We start from the raw sequence: 20,702 nt of genomic DNA on the forward strand, positions 1-20,702 counted from the left end.
GAGACTGTTTTTACAGTCCTAGTGGCCTTCCTATTATTATATGCCGTTAAATCAGTCTCCAACACTTTGCGCTTTAACAGACTGATAGGAAGTGTCCGCTTCCTCCATGGCAGGTTTCGAACCGATCAAGCGCAGTCCGTTCAAAATAACGAGTATCGTTGATCCTTCATGGAACAGAACAGCCAGCGGTAGTCCGAGAACACCAAAAAGGTTAAGAACAATTAATGTCACGATCACGCTGATAGAGAAAAAGACATTCTGGAAAATAATGGTGTTCAGTCTCTTACTCAACTTGTAACTATAAAATAATTTAGACAAATCATTCTTGACGACAACGACATCGGAAGATTCCATCGCGACAGAAGAACCACTCCCCATCGCAATACCAATATCTGCGTTCGCTAAAGCCGGCGCATCATTGATTCCGTCCCCAATCATTCCCACGACTTCCTCTTTGTTCTGACTCTGCAAGACGAAATCGATCTTGTGTTCGGGCAGCATGGACGCTTTATAGTGATCGACCCCGACAACTTTTGCTACATTGGCCGTCACTTCTTCATTGTCTCCCGTTAAGAGTGTGACTTTAATTCCTTCTTTCTGGAACTTAGCCACCGCCTCAGCGGACTGGGTACGTATCTGATCACTGAGTGAAAAGTAACCGACAACCTCGTTATCCTGCGCTGCCAGGATAATAGTATTGCCTTTCTGGAAGTATTTCTGGAAATGATCATACTTCTCGTAATCACTGAAAGCTTTTGGTTTCCCGACACGTATACTGCCTTTTTGAATACCGGAACCGGCAATTTCATTTATGGCCTCTTCATGATTGACAGTACTCAAATCAATCTCTTTGAACGCCGAAACAATGGCCCGGGCAATCGGATGGCTGGACTGTTGCTCCATATAAATAATTTCTTTCAAGACGGTATCCGGTACGCTGTAATCATCAACTTTGAATTCACCGTATGTCAGTGTGCCTGTTTTATCTGTATATAAGGTATCCATCGTACTCAAGGCTTCCATTGCGGCACCACCTTTAAACAAGATACCATTTTTCGCCCCATTGCTGATTGCGCTTAACGTTGCCGGTGTGGCAGAAGCGACTAATGCGCATGGACTGGCGACGGTCAAAAAGACCATGCCTCGGTAGAAAGCATCCTCGAAGGGAACATTCATCACCGAATATAGAATGAAGATAAAGACCGGAACGATGACCAGTACGGAGATTACATACTTGCTTTCAATGCGGTCAATAAACTTGGAAATACGGGACGGTCTGCTCTGGGCCTCCTCAACCATTCGAATAATATTTGAAAAGACTGTTTCGTCATTCGATTTGTTCACTTCTAAATGGAAAACATTGCCTTCATTGATCGTTCCCGCAAACGCTTCGTCTTTTTTATTTTTTTCTACTGGAATGGCTTCCCCCGTCAAAGCCGCTTCATTGACTACGGCTTTCCGATCAATGATTCCGTCAATTGGAATCTGTGCACCTTTTGTGACAACGACCGTATCGCCAATTTCCAGCTCTTGCGTTGGAACGGTAACGACTTCTCCGTTTTCCTTCAATACCTGAGCCGTTTCCGGTACTTGAGCCATCAATTCAGAGATCGCACTTGTCGACTTATTGTTTGCGTAGTCTTCCAGTGCTTCGGACGTTGCAAAGATTAACAGCAGCGCAGCTCCTTCAGACTCGTAATTAATAATAACTGCGCCGACTGCAGCTAAAATCATCAGCAAATCAACGTTTGGCGACTTTTCTCTAATCGTTTCAACGACAGCATCTTTTGCCGCATAGAAGCCCAGAAAAAATATCGCGGCATAAAACAGCCCTGTACTGTATCCGTCGTTAATGGACATAAAGACAAATCCCAGTGCTGTGAATAAAATACCTATAATTAAGAACTGCCCCTGTCTGCTTTTTGTTAAATAATTTATCATTTCAAAACCCTTCTTTCATTTTATTATAGCTGAAACTGCTTTAATGAACACATGATGGAATGCGAGATACTCTGTCGTTTCCCTCCTTTTTTAAACAATCACAATAAAAAAAGGACATACCCGTAGAACAGAATTAACTGTCCCACAGATATGTCCTAAGATATACATATTCTGCTGCTGCAAAGATTGCAGCCCGGCCGCATGAACCGTTTAATGCGTTCACCGCCTGTTCAAATCACATTCAATATACTAATTGATATTCAATGCGCTCATATTCAGTTTTTAAAGTGATGATTTTTTTACTCATAAATTTCTGTTCGTCTTGTGAAGATGTTATCATAATAGCACATTTTTTTTTAGTGGTCAAGCTATTACTTACAAAAAAATAGTAAAAACCACATTAAACAAGCATCTTTCTCTTAGAAAAGGACTTGAATAACCTCGATGGCAAACGGAGCCAAAATGACAATAATGATCCCTGTCAAAATGATAGATAAACCGGACATTGCCGCCTGGACGTCACCAAGTTCAATGGCTTTTGCCGTTCCCATTGCATGCGCACTCGACCCTAACGCAACGCCTTGAGCTACAGGATCAGTAATTTTAAGTAAAGCAAAAACAGGTGGTCCTACAATCGTTCCAAGGACACCGGTGAAAACGACGATCGCGACGGTCAAAGATACGATCCCGCCCATCGAGTCCGAAACGCCTAAAGCAATGGCTGTGGTTACGGATTTAGGGAATAACGTCGCCACCATATCCGGATTGAATTGGAAGAAAAGACTGACCATGATCAAAATGATCGTGTGGAAAACGACCCCTAAAGCTATCCCGGATAAAATCGCCGTATAGTACTTTTTCAGGTAACCAAAGTTCTTTTCCAGTTTGATTGCTAAAGCCACTGTAGCTGGTGTGATCCACAAATTGATGAACCGGCCACCTACATTATAGGATCCATAAGGAATATCCGCTATAAGCAGCAATAAGATGATACCGACAATAGCAAAGACGAGTGGCGTAAATATTGGAATAGGCCAGCGCTTGTGCAGCACGGTTCCTAGCAGAAAAAAAGAAAAGGATACAATAATACCAAAGTAAGGGTTGATTGAAAGTGTTTCTAGCATGCTATGTCATCTCCTTACTGTCTTTTGATAAGGCTTCTGCTTTTCTTTTCATAAACTGCACCACTAAACCGACAAATCCGAGCATCAATGTGGTTGTAACCACGATAGTTAAAAGCAGCTGCCACCAGACATCTCCTAATATACTGAAGTTAGTCATCAAGCCTACGCCTGCAGGTACAAAGAAGATAGCCATGTTGTCAGTTAGAAAATTTCCGACTTCTTCTACTTGATTCAATTTAAGCCATTTAAAATGTAATGCGACAAAGAGCAGAACCATGCCGATCACACTGCCCGGGACTGCGACGGGACTGATGAGCGATAGAAATTCTCCGATGAAAGAAAATAATAAAATCCAAAAAAGTTGTTTCAGCTGTTTCACACTAGTTTCCTCCTAAATATTGTTCCGCTCTATTTTAAATGAAAACACCCAACTTTGAAAGTCTTTCACAAAATAAAAACGCCTTCTCAATTTTTTGAGAAAGCGCCAGATACGATTATTCGATCATTGAAAATTTTGCTTCCAAGATGTCTTTCGTTACGGGACCTACCACACGTTCATAAATGACGCCGTTACTGCCGATAAAGTAGGAGGTCGGTAAGGATTCCACGCGATACAAGTCCGTGATATCTGTTGGAGCATATACATTCGTAAAGGTTAAACCGAACTCTTCAACAAACACCGGTACGTTTTCCGGATTGCTTTCAGAAGAAATGACGTTGACCCCTAGAACTACCACGTCATCCTGTTCTTCATGAAATTCCTGCAAGTGAGGCATTTCCACTCGACAGGGCGGACACCAGCTGGCCCAGAAATTCAGGAAAACTTTTTGACCTCTATAGTCCGATAACTGGACGGTATTTCCATCCATATCTTCCAACTGAAAATCATACGCCGTATTCCCTGGATTCAAGCCAAATTCTACCATCGAACCCGTTTCATTCTCGCTGTTTTGAGCGGCTAATTCATACATCAGGGCTTCAATTTCTTCTTCAGACATGTCTTCCAGATCCATTTCTGCATCCAATTCTTCCTGTACGCCCATTTCATTCTGCACAGATGCCTGCTCTCTTACTTCCTGTTCCCGGTTCAACCCGGCAACAAAATCAAAAATCACAAAAGCCAGCATGACGGCAATGACCGCCCATAATCCTTTTTTTATCATACAAACGCTCCTATCCTAGTAACTCGAATGGTGTGCCTTCTAACCACTGGGCGATCCATTCTGATAATATTTCGAGTGTGCCGGTGAAAAGGAGAATACCCATGACGATCATGAGTATGCCACCAATTTTCATCCATTTCTGACTGTGCTTCATCACGTTATCCATTTTCCCGATAAAGAAAGAAACCAGCAAGAATGGAAGCGCAAATCCGATGATATAAAGTGTTAAATAAAGTGCCGGTGGTGTCCCGGTTGAAACACCGATCAGAAGAATCGATGAGAAAATCGGTCCAATACAAGGCGTCCAGCCCGCCGCAAAGCCTAAGCCTATGAGAAAACTTGATAAAAAGCTGGTTGTCCTTTTGCCGGTCATTTTGCGAGTATCTTTCAGTAGTGCCGGAATTTGGATCCATTCAGCGGTAACTAACCCCATCACAATGATCAGTAATCCCGCAATCCTTTGCAAGAGACGACTGGTCGATCCGGTCAAAAGTTGACTGAAGAATCCGCCTAAGTAACTGATACTCAATCCTAAACTCACATAAACCACGGAGACTCCCAGTAAGAAAAGCAATGAGTGCACCATGACTGTTTTTTTGAAAGCAATCGTCTGATTCTCTTTAACTTCTTTGACACTTTTACCCGTGATATAAGACAAGTATAAAGGTAAAAGCGGTAGCGTACACGGTGAGAAAAATGACAACCCGCCTGCAGCAAAAGCTAATAGAGCGGTTAGCTCTGTTTCGATGGTAAAACCCTCCTTTTATAACCCAATAGCAAGCCGCTGAACATTAAAAACAGTGACAATATGGCTAAAGGTGAAAATGCAAAATTGAAATAAATAACTGAACGCGTGCCCATGATCAGTAGATGCAATGCCCCGAATCCCAATAAAACTAAGAGAGGCGAGACCTTTCTAGTCAACGGCGTGAACGTCAACGACACCAGTAAACTAATGAAAAGTAAAATGAATAAAAGGGCATTTACTGACGTGTAGCGGTAATACATGTAGGCATGATTCACTAAGCCTATTGTGGTCACCAACTTGGCCACACTCTTCGCTTTCGTTTTATCTGTCCATAGTTTTTCACCATAGAGATAACTTCCGTATATCAAAACACCCAGCGTCGCAATCCAAACCACATTCGATGAGAACAGCAGGATCCGATAAGGCACTTGAATAATTTCATTAAAATTTAGCAGTGCATTGATCCCAAATAAGGCCATGACAAAATAAAAAACGTTATCCATAAATATGGAAGCAACACTTTTTTTCACCCCAGTCGACTCATCTGATAAACCAAACCAAACACCGACACCGATCATTAAAGTGACGATAGCAGTGAACATCGGGTTGGCTATTATATTTTCCACATTAACTCTCCTAACTCTATATACCTAAAAGGGTACTCCCTGGTAATAATCGTTATAATTATTGATAAATTGGTCCATTTCCAATCTTTTGACATTGTTTACTGCGGCCACAAATCTTTTTATACCCCTAGGGGTTTACTTATACTAGCTTACACATATTTTAACTATGAGTCAACTCCGATGCTAGGCGCAGACGTGAAAGTATATTGAACATTTAGTGACTATTTAGTCAGATAGAAAAAACATTTTCTTTTCAAATTGATTGTTAAAACGCAAAAAAAGCACCCCGCTTTTGCAGAATGCCTTCTAAAGAATTGTTAAGCTGTTTTTACGTTTTTAACTTCCACTGATTTTTCACTTTCACTTAAACGATATTTGAGTAAACGCATAGCGTTGAAGATGACTACAAGGATGCTCCCTTCGTGAACCAGCATGCCGATGGACATGTTCATCCACTCACTGAAAAAGACACTGGCCAGCAAAACCAAGACCACACCAACAGCAATCACGATATTCTGGATCATATTATTCGCTGTCGCTTTGACCAACCCTAACGCATGCGGTAGTCGACTGAAATCAGAATTCATCAGGACCACATCCGATGTTTCGATCGCCACGTCTGTTCCGCTACCCATCGCAATCCCTATATCAGCTAAAGCCAAGGATGGACTGTCATTCACACCATCCCCAACAAAGGCTACGATTTGCCCCGATTCTTGTAATTTGCCAATATATGCAGATTTGTCTTCCGGCAGCATGTGTCCGTGGGCCTCTGTCAGTCCCAACTCACTGGCGACGGCATCAACAGTCCCTTGATTGTCACCTGACAAGACTACTAGATTTTTCACCCCTAATGCTTTCAATTTCTGAAGGTCAACTTTCACTCCCGGCCTTACTTGATCACGAACACCCATCAGTACACTGAGCTCCCCGTCGATAGCTGTGAGGACCAGTGAATTCCCATTCTTTTCAAAGGTCTCAACATCGTGTTTGGTGCCTGCATCAAGCTTTACGCCTTCTTTGTCCATCAATGCCACGTTACCTACAGCGACCCGGTGACCGTTGACCTTTGCCACAATACCGCCGCCCTTGACCACTTCAGTCTCTTCGACTGGGAAAAGACGTGTTGCCTTAACTTCCTGCAGTAAAGCTTTCGCCAGCGGGTGATCTGATTCAGCTTCTACACTGGCCAGATAATTGAGTGCTTCTTCTGTATTCCTTCCATAAATTTCTGTTTCAGCAACTGTTGGATTCCCCACAGTCAGCGTACCTGTTTTGTCAAAGACGATCGTATCCACCCGGCTAAAGTCATGGATCACTTCACTGCCTTTGAGCAACACTCCGTGACGTGCCCCGTTTCCGATACCGGCCACATTCGACACGGGCACACCGATAACCAGGGCCCCCGGACAGCCTAAGACCAGGATCGTAATCGCCAGTTCAACGTTTTGACTGATCAACCAGACGATAACCGACAATATCAAGATGGCTGGTGTGTAATATTTTGAGAAACGGTCAATAAATCGTTCTGCTTCGGATTTGGAATCCTGCGCTTCTTCCACCAGTTCAATGATTTTTCCAAAAGTCGTGTCTTCTCCCACACGGTCAGCCTGAATCTGAATCGTGCCATTTTCTAAAATAGTGCCGGCATACACTTCCGATCCCACTGATTTCGTTACAGGAACGGATTCGCCGGTGATGCTTGCTTCATCGATATACCCTTCACCTATCAAGACCGTGCCATCCACCGGGACCTTTGCGCCGGTTTTAACGAGGAGAACATCGCCTTCATTTACTGTGTCCACATCGACTTCTTCAAACTCGCCGCTTTTTAGGCGTACAAGTGCACTTTCCGGAGCCATCTCTGTCAATTCTTTGATTGCCGAACGTGTCTGATTCAGTGTTCGCTGCTCTAAATAATGACCAAACAGGAACAAGAACGTGACGATAGCCGACTCTTCATAGTTCTGAATGAGCAGCGCACCAATGACTGCGATGGTCACCAGAACATCGATACTTATGACTTTCACCTTTAAGGCTTGATACGATTGGATCGCTATCGGCGCGACCCCAATCACTGACGCGATGATGAGTGACCCTTCCAGCAGCATGATATTTCCCAGCACGAAACGACTGAAAAACCCAATGACGATCAGTGATCCACTTATCAATGTGATTATCTTTTTCTGGTTCAATATAAATTTTTGCATGCCTTTTCCTCTTCTCTCTTACTTGACGTTAACTTAAGTATAATGGGTTTTATTTCAATTAGAATTGATTGCGATCAAGTTTTTGGGTGAAGTCAGCAGTTTTATTGAATGCTGATATATTCTGAATCGAACATACGGATGTTAAGCGCTTAACTTGTCGTGATCATAAAAAAGTATCTAACTATTAACCTTTCCAGGTTGAATTTAAGTGACGTTCGGTTATTACAGTTAGATAAAGGCATGCTAATTACCGAACTTGCTCTCATTCGGTAGTTTCCAGTGTTAAACATTTCGCTACTTGTCGAACCTGGGCGACGTTCGGTCATTACAGTTAGATAAAGGTATGCTAATTACCGAACTTGCTCTCATTCGGTAATTTCCAGTGTTAAACATTTCGCTACTTGTCGAACCTGGGCGACGTTCGGTCATTACAATTATATAAAGGTATGCTAATTACCGAACTTGCTCTCATTCGGTAATTAGGGTCGTAAGAAGCCTCGCTACTTGTCGAACCAAACTCAAAACCTTCTCTTCATGAGGGTAATACTCGCCTTAAAGCGAGTATTGTCTGCATTTAAAAAAATGCTACAAAAAAACCCAAAAAGAATACTTCACTCTCTGGGTTTCAACTTGTTTATTCATTTTAATCTTTTTGAGCGTGGTACGCTTCGTCAGCTTCAGACAACATATTGTACACTGCCTCGTATGTTTCACACGCATCTGATGGTAATGCGTAGTTGTTTGTCACTGCGCGTAATTTTTTGAATTCTTTATCTAGATTCAATTTTTCCGAATCGTTTTCTTTCACTTGTGCATTCATCGTCTGGAATAAATCGTAAACGTCAAAGACTTCGGGATGATTTTTTCCATGCGCACGCGTTAGGGGCAAGGTATAAAATTCGAGTTTTGGAAAATAGTCGTTTAGAACCGTGTTAAATGTCAGCAATGTTGTTCCTTCTTTCTAATATAGTTAAGCGGCTTTAACTGTCGCTTTGATGACCGGATAGCCGAGTTCTTCGATCGCTTTTTCGATTGCTTCTATTGTAACGATGTCGGAATCAAAAGTTAGTTTGACTTTACTGGAATTGAACATCACTTTGACGCTTTCCCGATCAATACCGTCCAATCCTTTTAAAGCATTCTCGATTTTCTGCATACAGCTCGGACATGCCAGCGTTTCTAGTTTGATGATTGCTTTTTTCATTTTCATTCTCCCCTTTACTTAATTGTCGCTCAGCTTCTCTCGATCTCTTACATTCATAGTATAAGGAATTAATTAATGCTTATACTTGATCACCGTCAAGTTTTCGTTTTTTATTTTAAAACAGAAAAAAAGCACAGACACGAATGTCTGTGCTTTCCATATGAATGATTATAGGTTTAATTTTGCTTTGATCTCTTTAGGCGTTAGCACTCTACCATATGAGATAACTTTCTCATCAACAACAAGACCTGGGGTGCTCATGATACCGTACTTCATAATATCCACAGGATCGACTACTTTCGAAATAGTCACCTCTTGATTTGTACCCTCAATAGCTTTTTCCACATTTTTTTCTAAACGTATACAATTTGAACATCCCGGTCCCAATACTTTGATTTCCATTTTATCATTCTCTCCTTTAATTTTTAAAATTTTAAATAAATAGATAACTAAACTCGTTGAAGCCAAAACCTATAATAAAAATGCCAATAATGACGATACTGACAAATAACGTCATCAATTTAGGTTTGATCACTTTTTTCAGCATGATAAGTGAAGGCAAGGATAATACCGTCACGCTCATCATGAAGGCCAATACCGTTCCGAGCCCTACACCTTTAGCTAAGAGTGCTTCCGCGATAGGCAGCGTTCCAAAGATATCTGCATACATTGGCGCTCCGATCAAGGTAGCTAGTGGCACTGAGTACCATTTATCCTGTCCTAAAAGCATAGTAATTACTTCTTGAGGGATCCAGTTATGAATAAACGCCCCAATCCCGACACCAATTAAAATGTATAACCATATTTTTTGAATAATTTCCTTAACTTGAGCGACACTGAAATCTATACGCTCTTTTCGAGTAAGTTTTATTTCTTCTGCCTCAACATTTGGCACGCCATAAACAAAGCTTTCAACTTCACCAGTCATGTTGGCCTTCTCGATGATGCCTCCACCCAGTACCGCTAAGACAAGTCCCACGACAACGTACGCAATAGCGATTTGCCAGTTGAATATGCTAGCCAGTAAGATAACGGAAGCCAAATCAACTAATGGTGACGAGATCAAGAATGAAAAGGTCGTACCTAAAGGTAAACCTGCTCCAGTAAAGCCAATGAATATTGGAATAGATGAACACGAACAAAACGGTGTCACTGTTCCTAATAAGGCAGAAAAGATACTCGCGGTGATCCCTTTATATTGACCGAGCAGGCGTCGCGTTCGCTCTGGGGGAAAATAGCTCTGGATAACAGAAATCCCAAAAATCAGTACAGACAGTAGGGCAAAAATCTTGATCGTATCGTACAGGAAAAATTGTAAACTTGCCCCTACGCGACTTGTTGGCTCAAGTTGGAAGACATTTTCGACCACCCAAGCCATTGACTCATTGAGCCAAGTCATTTTTAACAATACATCATTTAACCATTGAAAAATATTCACTGCATCATCTCCTAGTTTAAGACACGCTATGTTTGGACGTACCAATTGATTGGATAAAAGAAATCAATGCATCGACATTTTCTTTGTCCAATGCGTACAATACTCTGTTTCCTTCACGTTGGGTTACCACAAGATTTTTATCTCGCAAAATTTTCATGTGGTAAGACAATGTTGGTTGGGTAATATTAAATTCTTCGATAAGATCGCAGGCACACAGTTGATTTTTAGATAATAATTGCAAAATCTTCAAGCGTGTTTCATCCGATAAAACTTTAAACAATTCTGCATAATAGGTTACTTCTTCAGTCATATATCCTCCTTCATTGATCATACCAACATTGATTGCCATCTATATAGATTGTCGTCTATGTAGATAGTACTCCCAATATAGATATCTGTCAATACTCTTTATATTTTTTTCACATACAATGCAAAATAAAAACCCGGGCCATAGTTACTCCGGGTTTGTTTCGATAGTTTATAGCTTTATAAAAATAATAATCCCTCTTCATCGAGTATCCTGATTCTCGAGGAACTGATGCGTCTGATTAATTGCATTTCTTCTAACTCCTTTAATTTCCGGCTCACTGTTTCAGGTGTTGTTCCTATATAAGAAGCTAAATTTTTCTTGGATAAAGGAAGTGTTACCACGTCCGACTGATTATCTGGTTCCAGTAAATCCACGAGGTAAGAGGCTAAACGTTGTTCCGTCGATTCGGTTGTGAAACGAGTCGCCTGCCGTTCGCTCTGATCTACGCGAGTCGATAGTTTCTGTAGAATTTTAATGGAAATAGATGGATAGTTTACCAGTAATTCCTGCAGAGCTGAACGCGTGATTTGGCATACTGAAGTAGGCTCCATAGCTTCCGCGAAATTTTCATGTACCGTTTCATTAAATAGAGCCAATTCTCCAGTGAACTCTCCCGGCTTTAATACGCGCACAAGTTGCTCTTTGCCTGATTCGGATAACCTATAAATGCGCAGACTTCCTTTATTTACGATTGTCAAGACATCAGAAGTCTCCCCTGCTCGATAGACCAGGTCACCTTTTTTAAAGGACTGGGACTGAACAGTTTTCATAATTTCATCCATCTGATCTGCATTCAAGTGATTAAATATCGGAACATGTGAAACACAACTTTTGTGTATTAGATTGCTTGTATGTTGATTCTCATTTTTTTGCTTAGTCATTTTTACATCTCCTACTTAAAAATCGCTTCGCCTATTATACTATATATGATACCCTAAATAATATCCCAATAGTAACGCTAGTAATTGACACGATAACCGGTATCCCCAAAATAACTGATGGAGGCAAAAACGTGGATAGTTCAATAATTATATTAGTCATTGGGGCAGTCTTTTTAGGTTCGTTGATGCGCTCTACTTTCGGTTTCGGTGACTCCGTCGTTAGTATGCCCTTACTCGCGCTGCTCCCCATTCCCTTTTCAACCACTGTCTCGCTGGTAGCACTCGTAGGCTGCACGGTCGCAATCATTTCTATCTTTTCAGGATGGAAAAATCTGGACCGAACGATTCTTTTGAAATTGTCTGTTTCGACGATATTCGGTATTCCTTTCGGTTTATTATTAGTTAATTATGCCGAAAAAAAATGGATCAGTTTGATCCTTGGTATTCTTCTTGTATCGTATTCAGTGTATTCGGTTCTTGGTTCAAAAAGACGACAACTAACTATTCAAACAGAATTTACGAATACGAATTATGGTCTACCCTTTGGTTTTTCTGCGGGTATGTTAGGCAGCGCTTATAATATGAACGGTATACCCATCGTTCTCTACGGTACAATGAGTAACTGGTCACCCAGCAAGTTCAAAGATACCCTTCAAGCCCATTTTTTATTGTCTAGTCTATTGATCGTGATCAGTCATTTTTTAAGCGGTTTTTGGACCAGAGAATTAGGTGTTTACTTTGTACTTTCTTTACCTGCAGTGTTGCTGGCTATTTTTACAGGGAATTATCTCTATACCCGAATAAAAACAGAAAAATTCAAAAAGATCGTTCTCTTATCGATCTTTTTACTAGGCGTCTTTACTCTTATTGACTTTTTCTGATTCATGGCTATTTTAAGCATTGAGAATAGTCAAAAAAACCTTCAGGGTCAATTAATTGACCCTGAAGGTTTTATAAATATCTGAATTTTAGATTGTGATTTAACTTTCGTTTGGATCATTTTCTGCATCTTGATGTGTTGGATGTAAAGTTCCAGGAAGATGATCTGGTCCAGCATAAATGGTATATAATTTAAGCGGTTTGTCGCCTGTGTTTTCAATGTTGTGCCACATGTCGGCCGGAACAAAAACAGCATCGTCATCTGAAACTTTTTCTTCAAAGTTCAAGTTATCTTCTGACGGTCCCATTTTACATACGCCTTTTCCTTCTTCGATACGAATGAACTGATCGATTCCGTGATGAACTTCCAGACCAATATCATCACCGGGCTCAATAGACATTAACGTCACCTGAAGTTTTTCACCTGTCCAAATCGTTGTACGGTAATTTTCATTATCTTCCGTTGCATCCTCGATGTCAATAATATAAGGTTTTTTACCATGATCTTTGTAATCTATTCCCATTACTTATCTTCCTCCTTATTATTTATAATCATTATAATCTAATAGTAACACATCGCTTTTTTATTTCAACCCAAATGCATTAAAAATGTATAAAGGTTATTAAACAAGTCCGTAGCACCCTTTTTACATGACAGATCAACATTGTAATGATTGTAAACAACCTCATTAAATAATGTATTCTGTTAACTATGATCATACAATATACCTAATTTAAAGGAAGAAAAATTGATATAAATCAACTGCTTGAAATTTAGTGACTATCGCTTATGATCATTATGATATGATTTAGATTATGGAATCAGATTGCTTTAGTTTAAAGGTAGTATAACGTTGATCATCACAGTAAATGACTTCCAGACCGATTTTATCTGCAAGGATCTGCATAGCTTCAGGAGTGAAAAAGGAAATATGCGTAAAATCACGAATATAATGCCAGCCCCATAACTTGTTATCGTCTTTCGGATGAAAGAGAGTCATCACAACCAGAATCGCATCTGCTTTCATTAACGTTTTCAATTCCTTGAATGTTTCGATCGGATCAGGTATATGTTCCATAACTTCTGTGGTCGTGATCACATCATAGAGCTGATTTTCGTAGGTTTTTTCAGGTGCATAAAACAAATCGTAAATAGTAACATGATAATCGTAATCACGTTCCAGGATTTGAGCTAAAACAGGACTGGGACCACTCCCAAAATCAAAGGCTTTTTTTCCGTCACTGACAAACGGAAGGACTGCAGCTTGTAAATACTTTTCAAAGAAGGCTACATAACGGGTATCTTCAATCGAGTTTTCGTGATGTTCATACTGTTCAAATTCTTTTTCTGAAGATAAATAAAATGCCGGATTCTTAAATATGAACTGACAATTCAAGCACTCATGAAATAACTGACCGTTACCTGGATGAACGAGTTCTCTTGTTTCGTGCTGACATATTTTGCATTGCATGATAACATTCCTCTCCACTCTTTTCACCTATTAATACTATCATATTTCCGTGAGAGTTTCTTAAATTGCTTATTATCCGAGTGTCAACTCTTTTTAAATATGGTATGATATTAGTGATGGAAATTTTGACGATTCGGAAGGAGACACAATGTCTGTGATTGTATTAGCAGGAATGATTGGGGCCGGTAAGAGTACCTATACCACTTTGATCTCAAAAGAATTAAGAAGCAAGGCTTTTTATGAGCATGTCGATGATAATTCAATATTAGAAAAATTTTACGATGACCCAAAACGATGGGCATTTTCTTTACAAATTTTCTTTTTAAACACACGCTTTAGAAGTATAAAAGAGGCATTAGTGCATAGACATAACGTTTTAGACCGCTCGATCTATGAAGACGCCTTATTTACACGTATCAATTATGAGCAGGGAAATATGAGTGAAGCTGAAATGATTTTATACACTGATCTTTTAGATAATATGATGGAAGAAATAGCGGGAATGCCTAAAAAAGGTCCCGATCTACTGATTTACCTGAGAGGTTCTTTTGAGACTCACTTAAAACGGATCGAAAAACGGGGCAGACCCTTCGAACAGATCGAAGACAATTCAGAGCTTTTAAATTATTACAAAAGTCTTCACGGGCGTTATGATGACTGGTTTGCTTCCTACGATAAGAGCCCGACACTGATCATTAATATCGACGAAATCAACTTGGAACGTCAAGGAGATCAAGCACTCGTCATGCACAAAGTGAAACAGGCACTCAAAAAACAGCAGGACTTATAAACAACGATAAAAAGCTTCTCGGCTGACCGGGAAGCTTTTTTACTAATTATTTTTTTGGAGGTCTTTAAAAGATGCTGCAAATACTCAATTATTCTCAAATAACGCACAATGACTGGTCCTTTTACATTGTCAGTTCAGATCAAGGTCTTTGTTTTGTCGGGTCTAGTCCTGCTTCTAAAAAAGAAATGACAGACTGGATCACCGCTCATTTTCCAGAAGCAGAATTATCTGAAGATGACCGTGCACTAGAACCTTACCGTGCCGAATTTATCGCTTATTTAAACAAAGAAAAACAATCACTCGTTTTCAACACACATTCAACGGGCACCCTTTTCCAAAAAAAAGTATGGAACAGCTTGAATGCCATCCCATACGGTGAAACATTGACCTATAGTGAATTGGCCTCTTTGATCGGTTATTCGCCTAAAGCTGCGCGTGCGATAGGTACTGCCTTAGCCGCTAATCCTCTGCTCATTGTGAACCCTTGTCATCGTGTGGTGCCTAAGTCTTCTAAACCAAGAGCTTTTAGAGGCGGACTTGCGATGAAAGAGAAATTACTCTCTCTGGAACAAGACACCAAATAGTTCGGAAAATCAGAATTCGAACCCCTTATTTAAATGAGGCTCATACCCTATTCACTTCGTTTAAATAATCTTACCCGAAGTTTTCATTAATTGAATCACGCGTACCACAGCTAATTTGTAACATAAGAAACGCAATGACTCATCATGTTCACAAGAGAAATAAGCCTTATACACACGCATGCTTACTTCTTTCATACGCTCACTCATATTTTCCAAGATATCTTCCTTGCTCTTCACTTCATTGGTAAACCCTTGGACCCATTCCAGGTAAGATACCGTCACTCCGCCTGCATTCGCTAAAATATCAGGGATCACGATTTTACCTTGAGCAGTCAAATACTCGTCGGCTGTCTGTGTAAGTGGACCATTCGCCCCTTCTACAAGGATAACCGCTTTAATGTCTGCTTGATTTTCTATGGTGATCTGGTCTTCGATCGCTCCTAAAATCAACACATCACAATCTAAGGTCAGAACGGCATTTGGATCCAGGACTTCTGCTTCCATGCCCATGTCTTTGAGCTCCTTGTCGTTTGGTAAGCGGTCATTTTCTTCTTTAAACGGCGCCAGTTTCTCAACGTCTAATCCCTTCGCGCTGTAGACCGTTGAACGGCTGTCAGAGACTGCAATAACGGTATGTTTTCTCTCTGAATTTTTCGCTTCGATAGCTGCAGCACGACTTAGATTGCCGAAACCTTGGACGGCGACCGTGACGTTTTCTTTTTTACCGATTGCTTGAATCATCTCTTTTTTATCCGAATGTTTGCCATTCATTTTGAGTGATCCATTCAATACGGCATCCACTAAATAATAGTAACTTAAAAACGTGCCGATTCCTGTAGATTCCGCTCTTCCATTTGTTCCACCATTTTCAACACTCTTACCGGTGAAGGTGTTGATGAACGGTTGATTGGGATGTAACTGTTTGTATTCTTCTGTCATCCAGTCCATCAGTTGCGTTCCGGAACCTACATCTGGGGCCGGAATATCTCGGTACGGCCCGATATCATTTTGAAGTAATCTTACAAAGGCATGACTGACTTCTTTCAATTCACGTTCTGAATGTTTTCTGACATCGATATGAACGCCACCTTTACCTCCGCCGTATGGCAGATCATGTAAGGCATTCTTCAGCGTCATCAACATAGCTAAGGTTTTGACTTCTGACTGATTGACTCCTGTACTGAAACGGATCCCGCCTTTATAATAGCCACACGCATTATTGTGCTGCACACGATAGGCCTGATAGGTGCCAATACTGCCATCATCTTTTTTGATACGTAAATCTCCAGAGATGAGTTTATCAATTCCTTTAAGCAGTTCCCCACCTTGATTTAACCAGTCACTGCGGTTTTCTCCCCAGCCTGATAGCTCTTGAGTGTCTGTTTCGACTAAGTAATCGACAACCTCTTGAATCAGTTGTGTTGTTGTATTTTCTGTCATCTGAATTCCTCCATCTACAAAATGAGAACTTTCTTATTTTCCACTTATGATTGTATCATAATTAAAGCCTTAATTGCGAATCATTACCGTCTTTATTTAACTTTTACATAAAATAATATAAAAAAACATCTTTTATCCATAGATAAAAGATGTTTTGCTATACTTAAATCAATGTTCCTTTGATATTCAATCTTTTCTTCAAATACCATTTTGCTAAGAAAGCGAGTAACCCTACCGCCATCGTATATGGCCCCGGGATTACCGGATTAATAGCTGCTGGAATCAGCGCCGTGCCAAAAGCCATCAGCATTATCCATATAACCATCGTTGTGGTGGTCGCAAGGATATATTTCAAGAAGCCACCCTTAACGCCAGGTGTCGGTGCATATTTGGTGATCACCATCACGGCAAAACCACCTAGTATAAAGTTAAGTAGCAGAGTGACGAACCCTAATCCGGCATCTTGATTCCCCGTAAAGTAAGAGATACCTGTTATAATGGCGAACATTCCACCCAATAGCAGGGCACCATCCAGATAAATCTTCCATGATTCTGAGCGTTCTACTGGCTTATCTACAACACCTTGTTTTCCTTCTATAAGAAAACGGGCCTGATCTGTGACCGTCCCATAAATCGATCTTGCAGTTATATGGTTCGCTTGTTCAGCGACAATGTTTTTCAGCATGTCGTTTAGAATCAAAGTTTTGCGTTCAGCAGGTATGTGGGCATCATCAAGTCTGCGATTCAATTTTATCATGTATTCTTGATTCTTATTCGTTAACTGATCAAACAAAGTCGCATTTTCTTTTTCTTTTTCAACATAATCAATTTGATCATCTTGTTCAATGACTTTTTTATTTTTAGACATGCTTAATATACTCCCCTTTTCCTAAACATTGAAACGGAATAGAATAACATCGCCATCTTGCACGACATAGTCTTTTCCTTCCGATCTTAACTTCCCAGCTTCACGAGCAGCTTTTTCACTCCCTAGACGGTCATAGTCTTCAAAGGAAATCGTTTCGGCCCGAATAAAGCCACGCTCGAAATCACTATGAATGATGCCCGCTGTCTGTGGAGCTTTCATTCCTTTTTTAAAGGTCCATGCTCGTACTTCAGTGGGTCCGGCAGTAAAGAAAGTGGCTAAACCTAACAAGTCATAAGATTTATGAATCAGTTTGTTTAAACCCGGTTCAGTTACACCCAAGTCATCTAAGAACATTTCTTTTTCTTCATCATCCAGTTCAGCAATTTCTTCTTCGATAGCTGCTGAAATAGCGACCACTTCAGCCCCTTCTTCCGCTGCAATGTCGCGAACGATCTGCAAGTGCTTGTTGCTTTCAGGATCAGCGATTTCTTCTTCAGAAACGTTTGCCACATAAAGGACGGGTTTACTTGTCAGCAAGAAGAGCGAACGCAGAATTGGTAATTCTTCTTCTGTAAATGAAAGAACACGTACGGGTTTCCCCTCTTCAAGTACCGGTTTGATTTTTTCTAATACGGCAAACAGTTCAACCGAATCTTTATCTTTTGATTTTGCCTGTTTTCTCACTTTTTCATAGCGTTTATCTACGGATTCCAAATCAGCTAAAGCTAATTCCAAGTTGATGATTTCTATATCATCTGCCGGGTTGACTTTACCGGTCACGTGCGTAATATTATCATCTTCAAAACAGCGCACGACATGACAAATCGCATCCACTTCACGTATATTCGCTAAAAATTTGTTTCCTAACCCTTCACCCTTACTTGCTCCTTTGACGATACCGGCAATATCGGTGAATTCAAAGGTTGTCGGTACGATTTTTTTCGGGTTCGCGAGGTCCGCTAAGCGGTCTAAACGTTTATCCGGAACTTCCACGATTCCGACGTTGGGATCGATCGTTGCAAAAGGGTAGTTTGCTGCCTCTACTCCCGCTTTGGTGATGGCATTAAATAATGTTGATTTTCCTACGTTGGGTAACCCAACAATTCCTGCTGTTAAAGGCATGTCTGTGTTCACCTTTCACTTTCTTTAAAATAGTTAGTCCTTCAAGACTTTCTTCATTTTTCGGTCAAATTCTCGTCGAGGCATCATGACTAGATGGTCACATCCCGTACATTTGATACGAATGTCAGCCCCCATGCGAATAATTTCCCAGCGGTTCATTCCACAAGGATGCGGCTTCTTCATTTCGACGACATCGTGTAAATCATAGGATTTTTCCATCTCATTTATCCTCCTTGGTTCTTTAATTTAAATCAATATCCAATTCTTCCAAGATACGATTCAGGTCATCGGGAGATACATATTCGATTTCTATCTTCCCTTGCTCTCCTTTTTCACGAATCGCCACACTTGTTCCAAACTTATCGGTCAATAACTCTTCCGATTTGCGAATATAGACAGATTTCTCTGCCACCTGTGGCTTTTCAACTCTGTCTTTGGGGTGTTGATTCGCTTCTGAAACCAGGTGTTCCAGCTGTCTTACCGTTAACTTTTCCTTCACCGCGCGTTTGGCCAGTTTCTTGATCTTGGATTTATCTTTCAGCCCAAGCAGCGTGCGTGCTTGTCCGTTTGAAAGTTTCCCTTCCTGGACCAGCTGCTTCACTTCTTCTGGTAGTGACAGCAAACGTAAATGATTGGCAATATAAGAGCGACTCTTACCTAATTTTTCGGCTACCATTTCCTGTGTCATTGCTAATTTATCCATCATCATATTATACGCTTCTGCTTCTTCAAGAGACGTCAAGTCTTCCCGTTGCAGGTTTTCCAAAATAGCCACTTGCATCATGACTTCTTCATTCAGTTCTCTGATGATGGCTGGGATTTTATCCTTGCCGGCAATCTTGGACGCTCTGAATCGTCTCTCTCCAGCTATGATTTCATAACCTTTAACAGATGACTGACGCAGGATGATCGGTTGGAGCACCCCAGAAATAGTGATAGAAGCAGCCAGTTCATTCAGTGCATCTTCATCAAAATGACGTCTGGGTTGGTATGGATTGGGACGGATTTCAGTTAAATCAATAAGTTGTACGCGTTCATCGTTGCGGTCGACTTCTTCATCAAAATTAGGCACATCAAACAAGGCATCAATGCCACGGCCTAGTCCTTTTTTCTTATTCGCCACTATCCATCACTTCCTTTGCTAATTCTTGATAGACTTCTGCACCTTTGGATCTAATATCATAGTCAATAATTGATAAACCATAACTAGGCGCTTCCGACAAACGTACATTACGTGGAATAATTGTTGCATAGACTTTTTCCCGGAAATATTTTTTCACTTCATTCACCACTTCAAAGCCAAGATTCGTACGGGCATCCAGCATCGTCAAGAGCACGCCTTCCACTTTCAACTCTTTGTTGAAATGTTTCTGTACTAATCGGACCGTATTAAGCAGCTGGCTCAGCCCTTCCAGCGCATAATACTCACACTGTACGGGGATCAAAACCGAATCGCTTGCGGTAAACGCGTTGATCGTTAAATGGCCAAGAGATGGTGGACAATCGATCAAAATATAATCATAATCATCTTTCACTGTCTCTACAGCTCTTTTCAGCCGTGTTTCTCTCGCCATCAAACTGGTCAATTCTACTTCTGCCCCAGCCAATTGTATCGTGGCGGGGACAATGCTCAAATTTTCTCGACTCGATGATAACACTACATCTTTAAGCGGTTCCTCATTAATTAAGACATCATAGATATCTCTATCTACTTCGCCTTTTCTTATGCCTAACCCACTGGTTGCATTGCCTTGGGCGTCCATATCAATCAACAATACTTTTTTCCCGTTGTAAGCTAAAGAAGCACCAAGATTGACGGTAGTCGTTGTTTTACCCACGCCACCTTTCTGGTTTGCAACAGCTATAATCTGTCCCATGTTCTTCCTCCAAACTTTCTACTCT

At 40.7% G+C, this 20,702-nt stretch carries 24 protein-coding genes and 1 riboswitch; of the genes, 3 read left to right on the top strand and 21 right to left on the bottom strand.

What is annotated here, in order from left to right; all coding sequences use genetic code 11:
* Positions 1-51: 51 nt before the first annotated feature.
* The 13 genes from ACO1PF_RS05060 to ACO1PF_RS05120 all read right to left on the bottom strand — a co-directional run bounded on the left by ACO1PF_RS05060 (position 52) and on the right by ACO1PF_RS05120 (position 11,645).
* Positions 52-1,941, bottom strand: coding sequence for a heavy metal translocating P-type ATPase (locus ACO1PF_RS05060; RefSeq protein WP_423190240.1), 1,890 nt, complete (start codon positions 1,939-1,941; stop codon positions 52-54).
* Positions 1,942-2,076: 135 nt separating this feature from the next.
* Positions 2,077-2,185, bottom strand: a riboswitch (NiCo riboswitch).
* Positions 2,186-2,360: 175 nt separating this feature from the next.
* Positions 2,361-3,065, bottom strand: coding sequence for an LrgB family protein (locus ACO1PF_RS05065; protein WP_423190241.1), 705 nt, complete (start codon positions 3,063-3,065; stop codon positions 2,361-2,363).
* 1 nt (position 3,066) lies between these two features.
* Positions 3,067-3,444, bottom strand: coding sequence for a CidA/LrgA family protein (locus ACO1PF_RS05070; RefSeq protein WP_423190242.1), 378 nt, complete (start codon positions 3,442-3,444; stop codon positions 3,067-3,069).
* A gap of 115 nt (positions 3,445-3,559) precedes the next feature.
* A complete protein-coding gene (locus ACO1PF_RS05075) occupies positions 3,560-4,228 on the bottom strand; it encodes a TlpA family protein disulfide reductase (RefSeq protein WP_423190243.1) in 669 nt (222 codons plus the stop codon).
* 10 nt (positions 4,229-4,238) lie between these two features.
* Positions 4,239-4,931 carry a cytochrome c biogenesis CcdA family protein gene (locus ACO1PF_RS05080; protein ID WP_423190244.1) on the bottom strand — a complete coding sequence of 231 codons (693 nt, stop codon included), beginning with the start codon at positions 4,929-4,931 and terminating at the stop codon, positions 4,239-4,241.
* Positions 4,932-4,960: 29 nt separating this feature from the next.
* On the bottom strand, positions 4,961-5,602 hold the full coding sequence (locus tag ACO1PF_RS05085; protein WP_423190245.1) for a hypothetical protein: 642 nt from the start codon (positions 5,600-5,602) through the stop codon (positions 4,961-4,963).
* 317 nt (positions 5,603-5,919) lie between these two features.
* Positions 5,920-7,812 (bottom strand): heavy metal translocating P-type ATPase, encoded by a 1,893-nt coding sequence (locus ACO1PF_RS05090; RefSeq protein ID WP_423190246.1) that lies wholly within the window; start codon positions 7,810-7,812, stop codon positions 5,920-5,922.
* A 643-nt stretch (positions 7,813-8,455) separates the two neighbouring features.
* Complete coding sequence (locus ACO1PF_RS05095; RefSeq protein WP_423190247.1) at positions 8,456-8,758, bottom strand: iron-sulfur cluster repair di-iron protein, ric; 303 nt, start codon at positions 8,756-8,758, stop codon at positions 8,456-8,458.
* Positions 8,759-8,782: 24 nt separating this feature from the next.
* Positions 8,783-9,016, bottom strand: coding sequence for a heavy-metal-associated domain-containing protein (locus ACO1PF_RS05100; protein ID WP_423190248.1), 234 nt, complete (start codon positions 9,014-9,016; stop codon positions 8,783-8,785).
* Positions 9,017-9,184: 168 nt separating this feature from the next.
* Positions 9,185-9,484 carry a thioredoxin family protein gene (locus ACO1PF_RS05105; RefSeq protein ID WP_423190249.1) on the bottom strand — a complete coding sequence of 100 codons (300 nt, stop codon included), beginning with the start codon at positions 9,482-9,484 and terminating at the stop codon, positions 9,185-9,187.
* On the bottom strand, positions 9,450-10,415 hold the full coding sequence (locus ACO1PF_RS05110; RefSeq protein WP_423190506.1) for a permease: 966 nt from the start codon (positions 10,413-10,415) through the stop codon (positions 9,450-9,452). Before ACO1PF_RS05110 ends, ACO1PF_RS05105 begins: the two co-directional genes overlap by 35 nt.
* A 55-nt stretch (positions 10,416-10,470) precedes the next feature.
* A complete protein-coding gene (locus ACO1PF_RS05115) occupies positions 10,471-10,764 on the bottom strand; it encodes an ArsR/SmtB family transcription factor (protein ID WP_423190250.1) in 294 nt (97 codons plus the stop codon).
* Between the two features lie 176 nt (positions 10,765-10,940).
* A complete protein-coding gene (locus ACO1PF_RS05120; RefSeq protein WP_423190251.1) occupies positions 10,941-11,645 on the bottom strand; it encodes a Crp/Fnr family transcriptional regulator in 705 nt (234 codons plus the stop codon).
* Between the two features lie 131 nt (positions 11,646-11,776).
* On the opposite strand from ACO1PF_RS05120, the gene ACO1PF_RS05125 reads away from it, so the two are divergent.
* Positions 11,777-12,526, top strand: coding sequence for a sulfite exporter TauE/SafE family protein (locus tag ACO1PF_RS05125; RefSeq protein ID WP_423190252.1), 750 nt, complete (start codon positions 11,777-11,779; stop codon positions 12,524-12,526).
* A gap of 99 nt (positions 12,527-12,625) precedes the next feature.
* Here the strand turns inward: ACO1PF_RS05125 and ACO1PF_RS05130 are convergent, their stop codons facing one another.
* Both ACO1PF_RS05130 and ACO1PF_RS05135 read right to left on the bottom strand, forming a co-directional pair.
* Entirely contained in the window at positions 12,626-13,048 is a 423-nt protein-coding gene (locus ACO1PF_RS05130; protein ID WP_423190253.1) for a cupin domain-containing protein, read from the bottom strand.
* Positions 13,049-13,333: 285 nt separating this feature from the next.
* Positions 13,334-13,996, bottom strand: coding sequence for a class I SAM-dependent methyltransferase (locus ACO1PF_RS05135; protein ID WP_423190254.1), 663 nt, complete (start codon positions 13,994-13,996; stop codon positions 13,334-13,336).
* Positions 13,997-14,144: 148 nt separating this feature from the next.
* Between ACO1PF_RS05135 and ACO1PF_RS05140 the strand changes: the two genes are divergently transcribed.
* Positions 14,145-14,786: a deoxynucleoside kinase gene (locus ACO1PF_RS05140; RefSeq protein WP_423190255.1), complete on the top strand. Its 642-nt coding sequence runs from the start codon at positions 14,145-14,147 to the stop codon at positions 14,784-14,786.
* A 71-nt stretch (positions 14,787-14,857) separates the two neighbouring features.
* Positions 14,858-15,370 carry a methylated-DNA--[protein]-cysteine S-methyltransferase gene (locus tag ACO1PF_RS05145; protein ID WP_423190256.1) on the top strand — a complete coding sequence of 171 codons (513 nt, stop codon included), beginning with the start codon at positions 14,858-14,860 and terminating at the stop codon, positions 15,368-15,370.
* Between the two features lie 60 nt (positions 15,371-15,430).
* Here ACO1PF_RS05145 and ACO1PF_RS05150 read toward each other — a convergent pair whose 3' ends face one another.
* The 6 genes from ACO1PF_RS05150 to ACO1PF_RS05175 all read right to left on the bottom strand — a co-directional run bounded on the left by ACO1PF_RS05150 (position 15,431) and on the right by ACO1PF_RS05175 (position 20,677).
* Entirely contained in the window at positions 15,431-16,810 is a 1,380-nt protein-coding gene (locus tag ACO1PF_RS05150) for a Glu/Leu/Phe/Val family dehydrogenase (protein WP_423190257.1), read from the bottom strand.
* Positions 16,811-16,973: 163 nt separating this feature from the next.
* Positions 16,974-17,678 (bottom strand): DUF1129 domain-containing protein, encoded by a 705-nt coding sequence (locus ACO1PF_RS05155; protein ID WP_423190258.1) that lies wholly within the window; start codon positions 17,676-17,678, stop codon positions 16,974-16,976.
* Between the two features lie 21 nt (positions 17,679-17,699).
* Positions 17,700-18,800 carry a redox-regulated ATPase YchF gene (ychF, locus tag ACO1PF_RS05160; protein ID WP_423190259.1) on the bottom strand — a complete coding sequence of 367 codons (1,101 nt, stop codon included), beginning with the start codon at positions 18,798-18,800 and terminating at the stop codon, positions 17,700-17,702.
* Positions 18,801-18,833: 33 nt separating this feature from the next.
* Positions 18,834-19,019, bottom strand: a complete 186-nt coding sequence (locus ACO1PF_RS05165; protein WP_423190260.1) for a DUF951 domain-containing protein — start codon at positions 19,017-19,019, stop codon at positions 18,834-18,836.
* 22 nt (positions 19,020-19,041) lie between these two features.
* A complete protein-coding gene (locus ACO1PF_RS05170) occupies positions 19,042-19,923 on the bottom strand; it encodes a ParB/RepB/Spo0J family partition protein (protein ID WP_423190261.1) in 882 nt (293 codons plus the stop codon).
* The gene (locus ACO1PF_RS05175) at positions 19,913-20,677 is read right to left on the bottom strand and encodes a ParA family protein (protein ID WP_071848525.1); all 765 of its coding nucleotides are present in this window, start codon (positions 20,675-20,677) and stop codon (positions 19,913-19,915) included. Before ACO1PF_RS05175 ends, ACO1PF_RS05170 begins: the two co-directional genes overlap by 11 nt.
* Between the last annotated feature and the right edge of the window lie 25 nt (positions 20,678-20,702).

Origin of the sequence: Alkalibacterium sp. f15, assembly GCF_049389645.1 — a bacterium.
In the GTDB taxonomy this organism is placed as follows: domain Bacteria; phylum Bacillota; class Bacilli; order Lactobacillales; family Carnobacteriaceae_A; genus Alkalibacterium.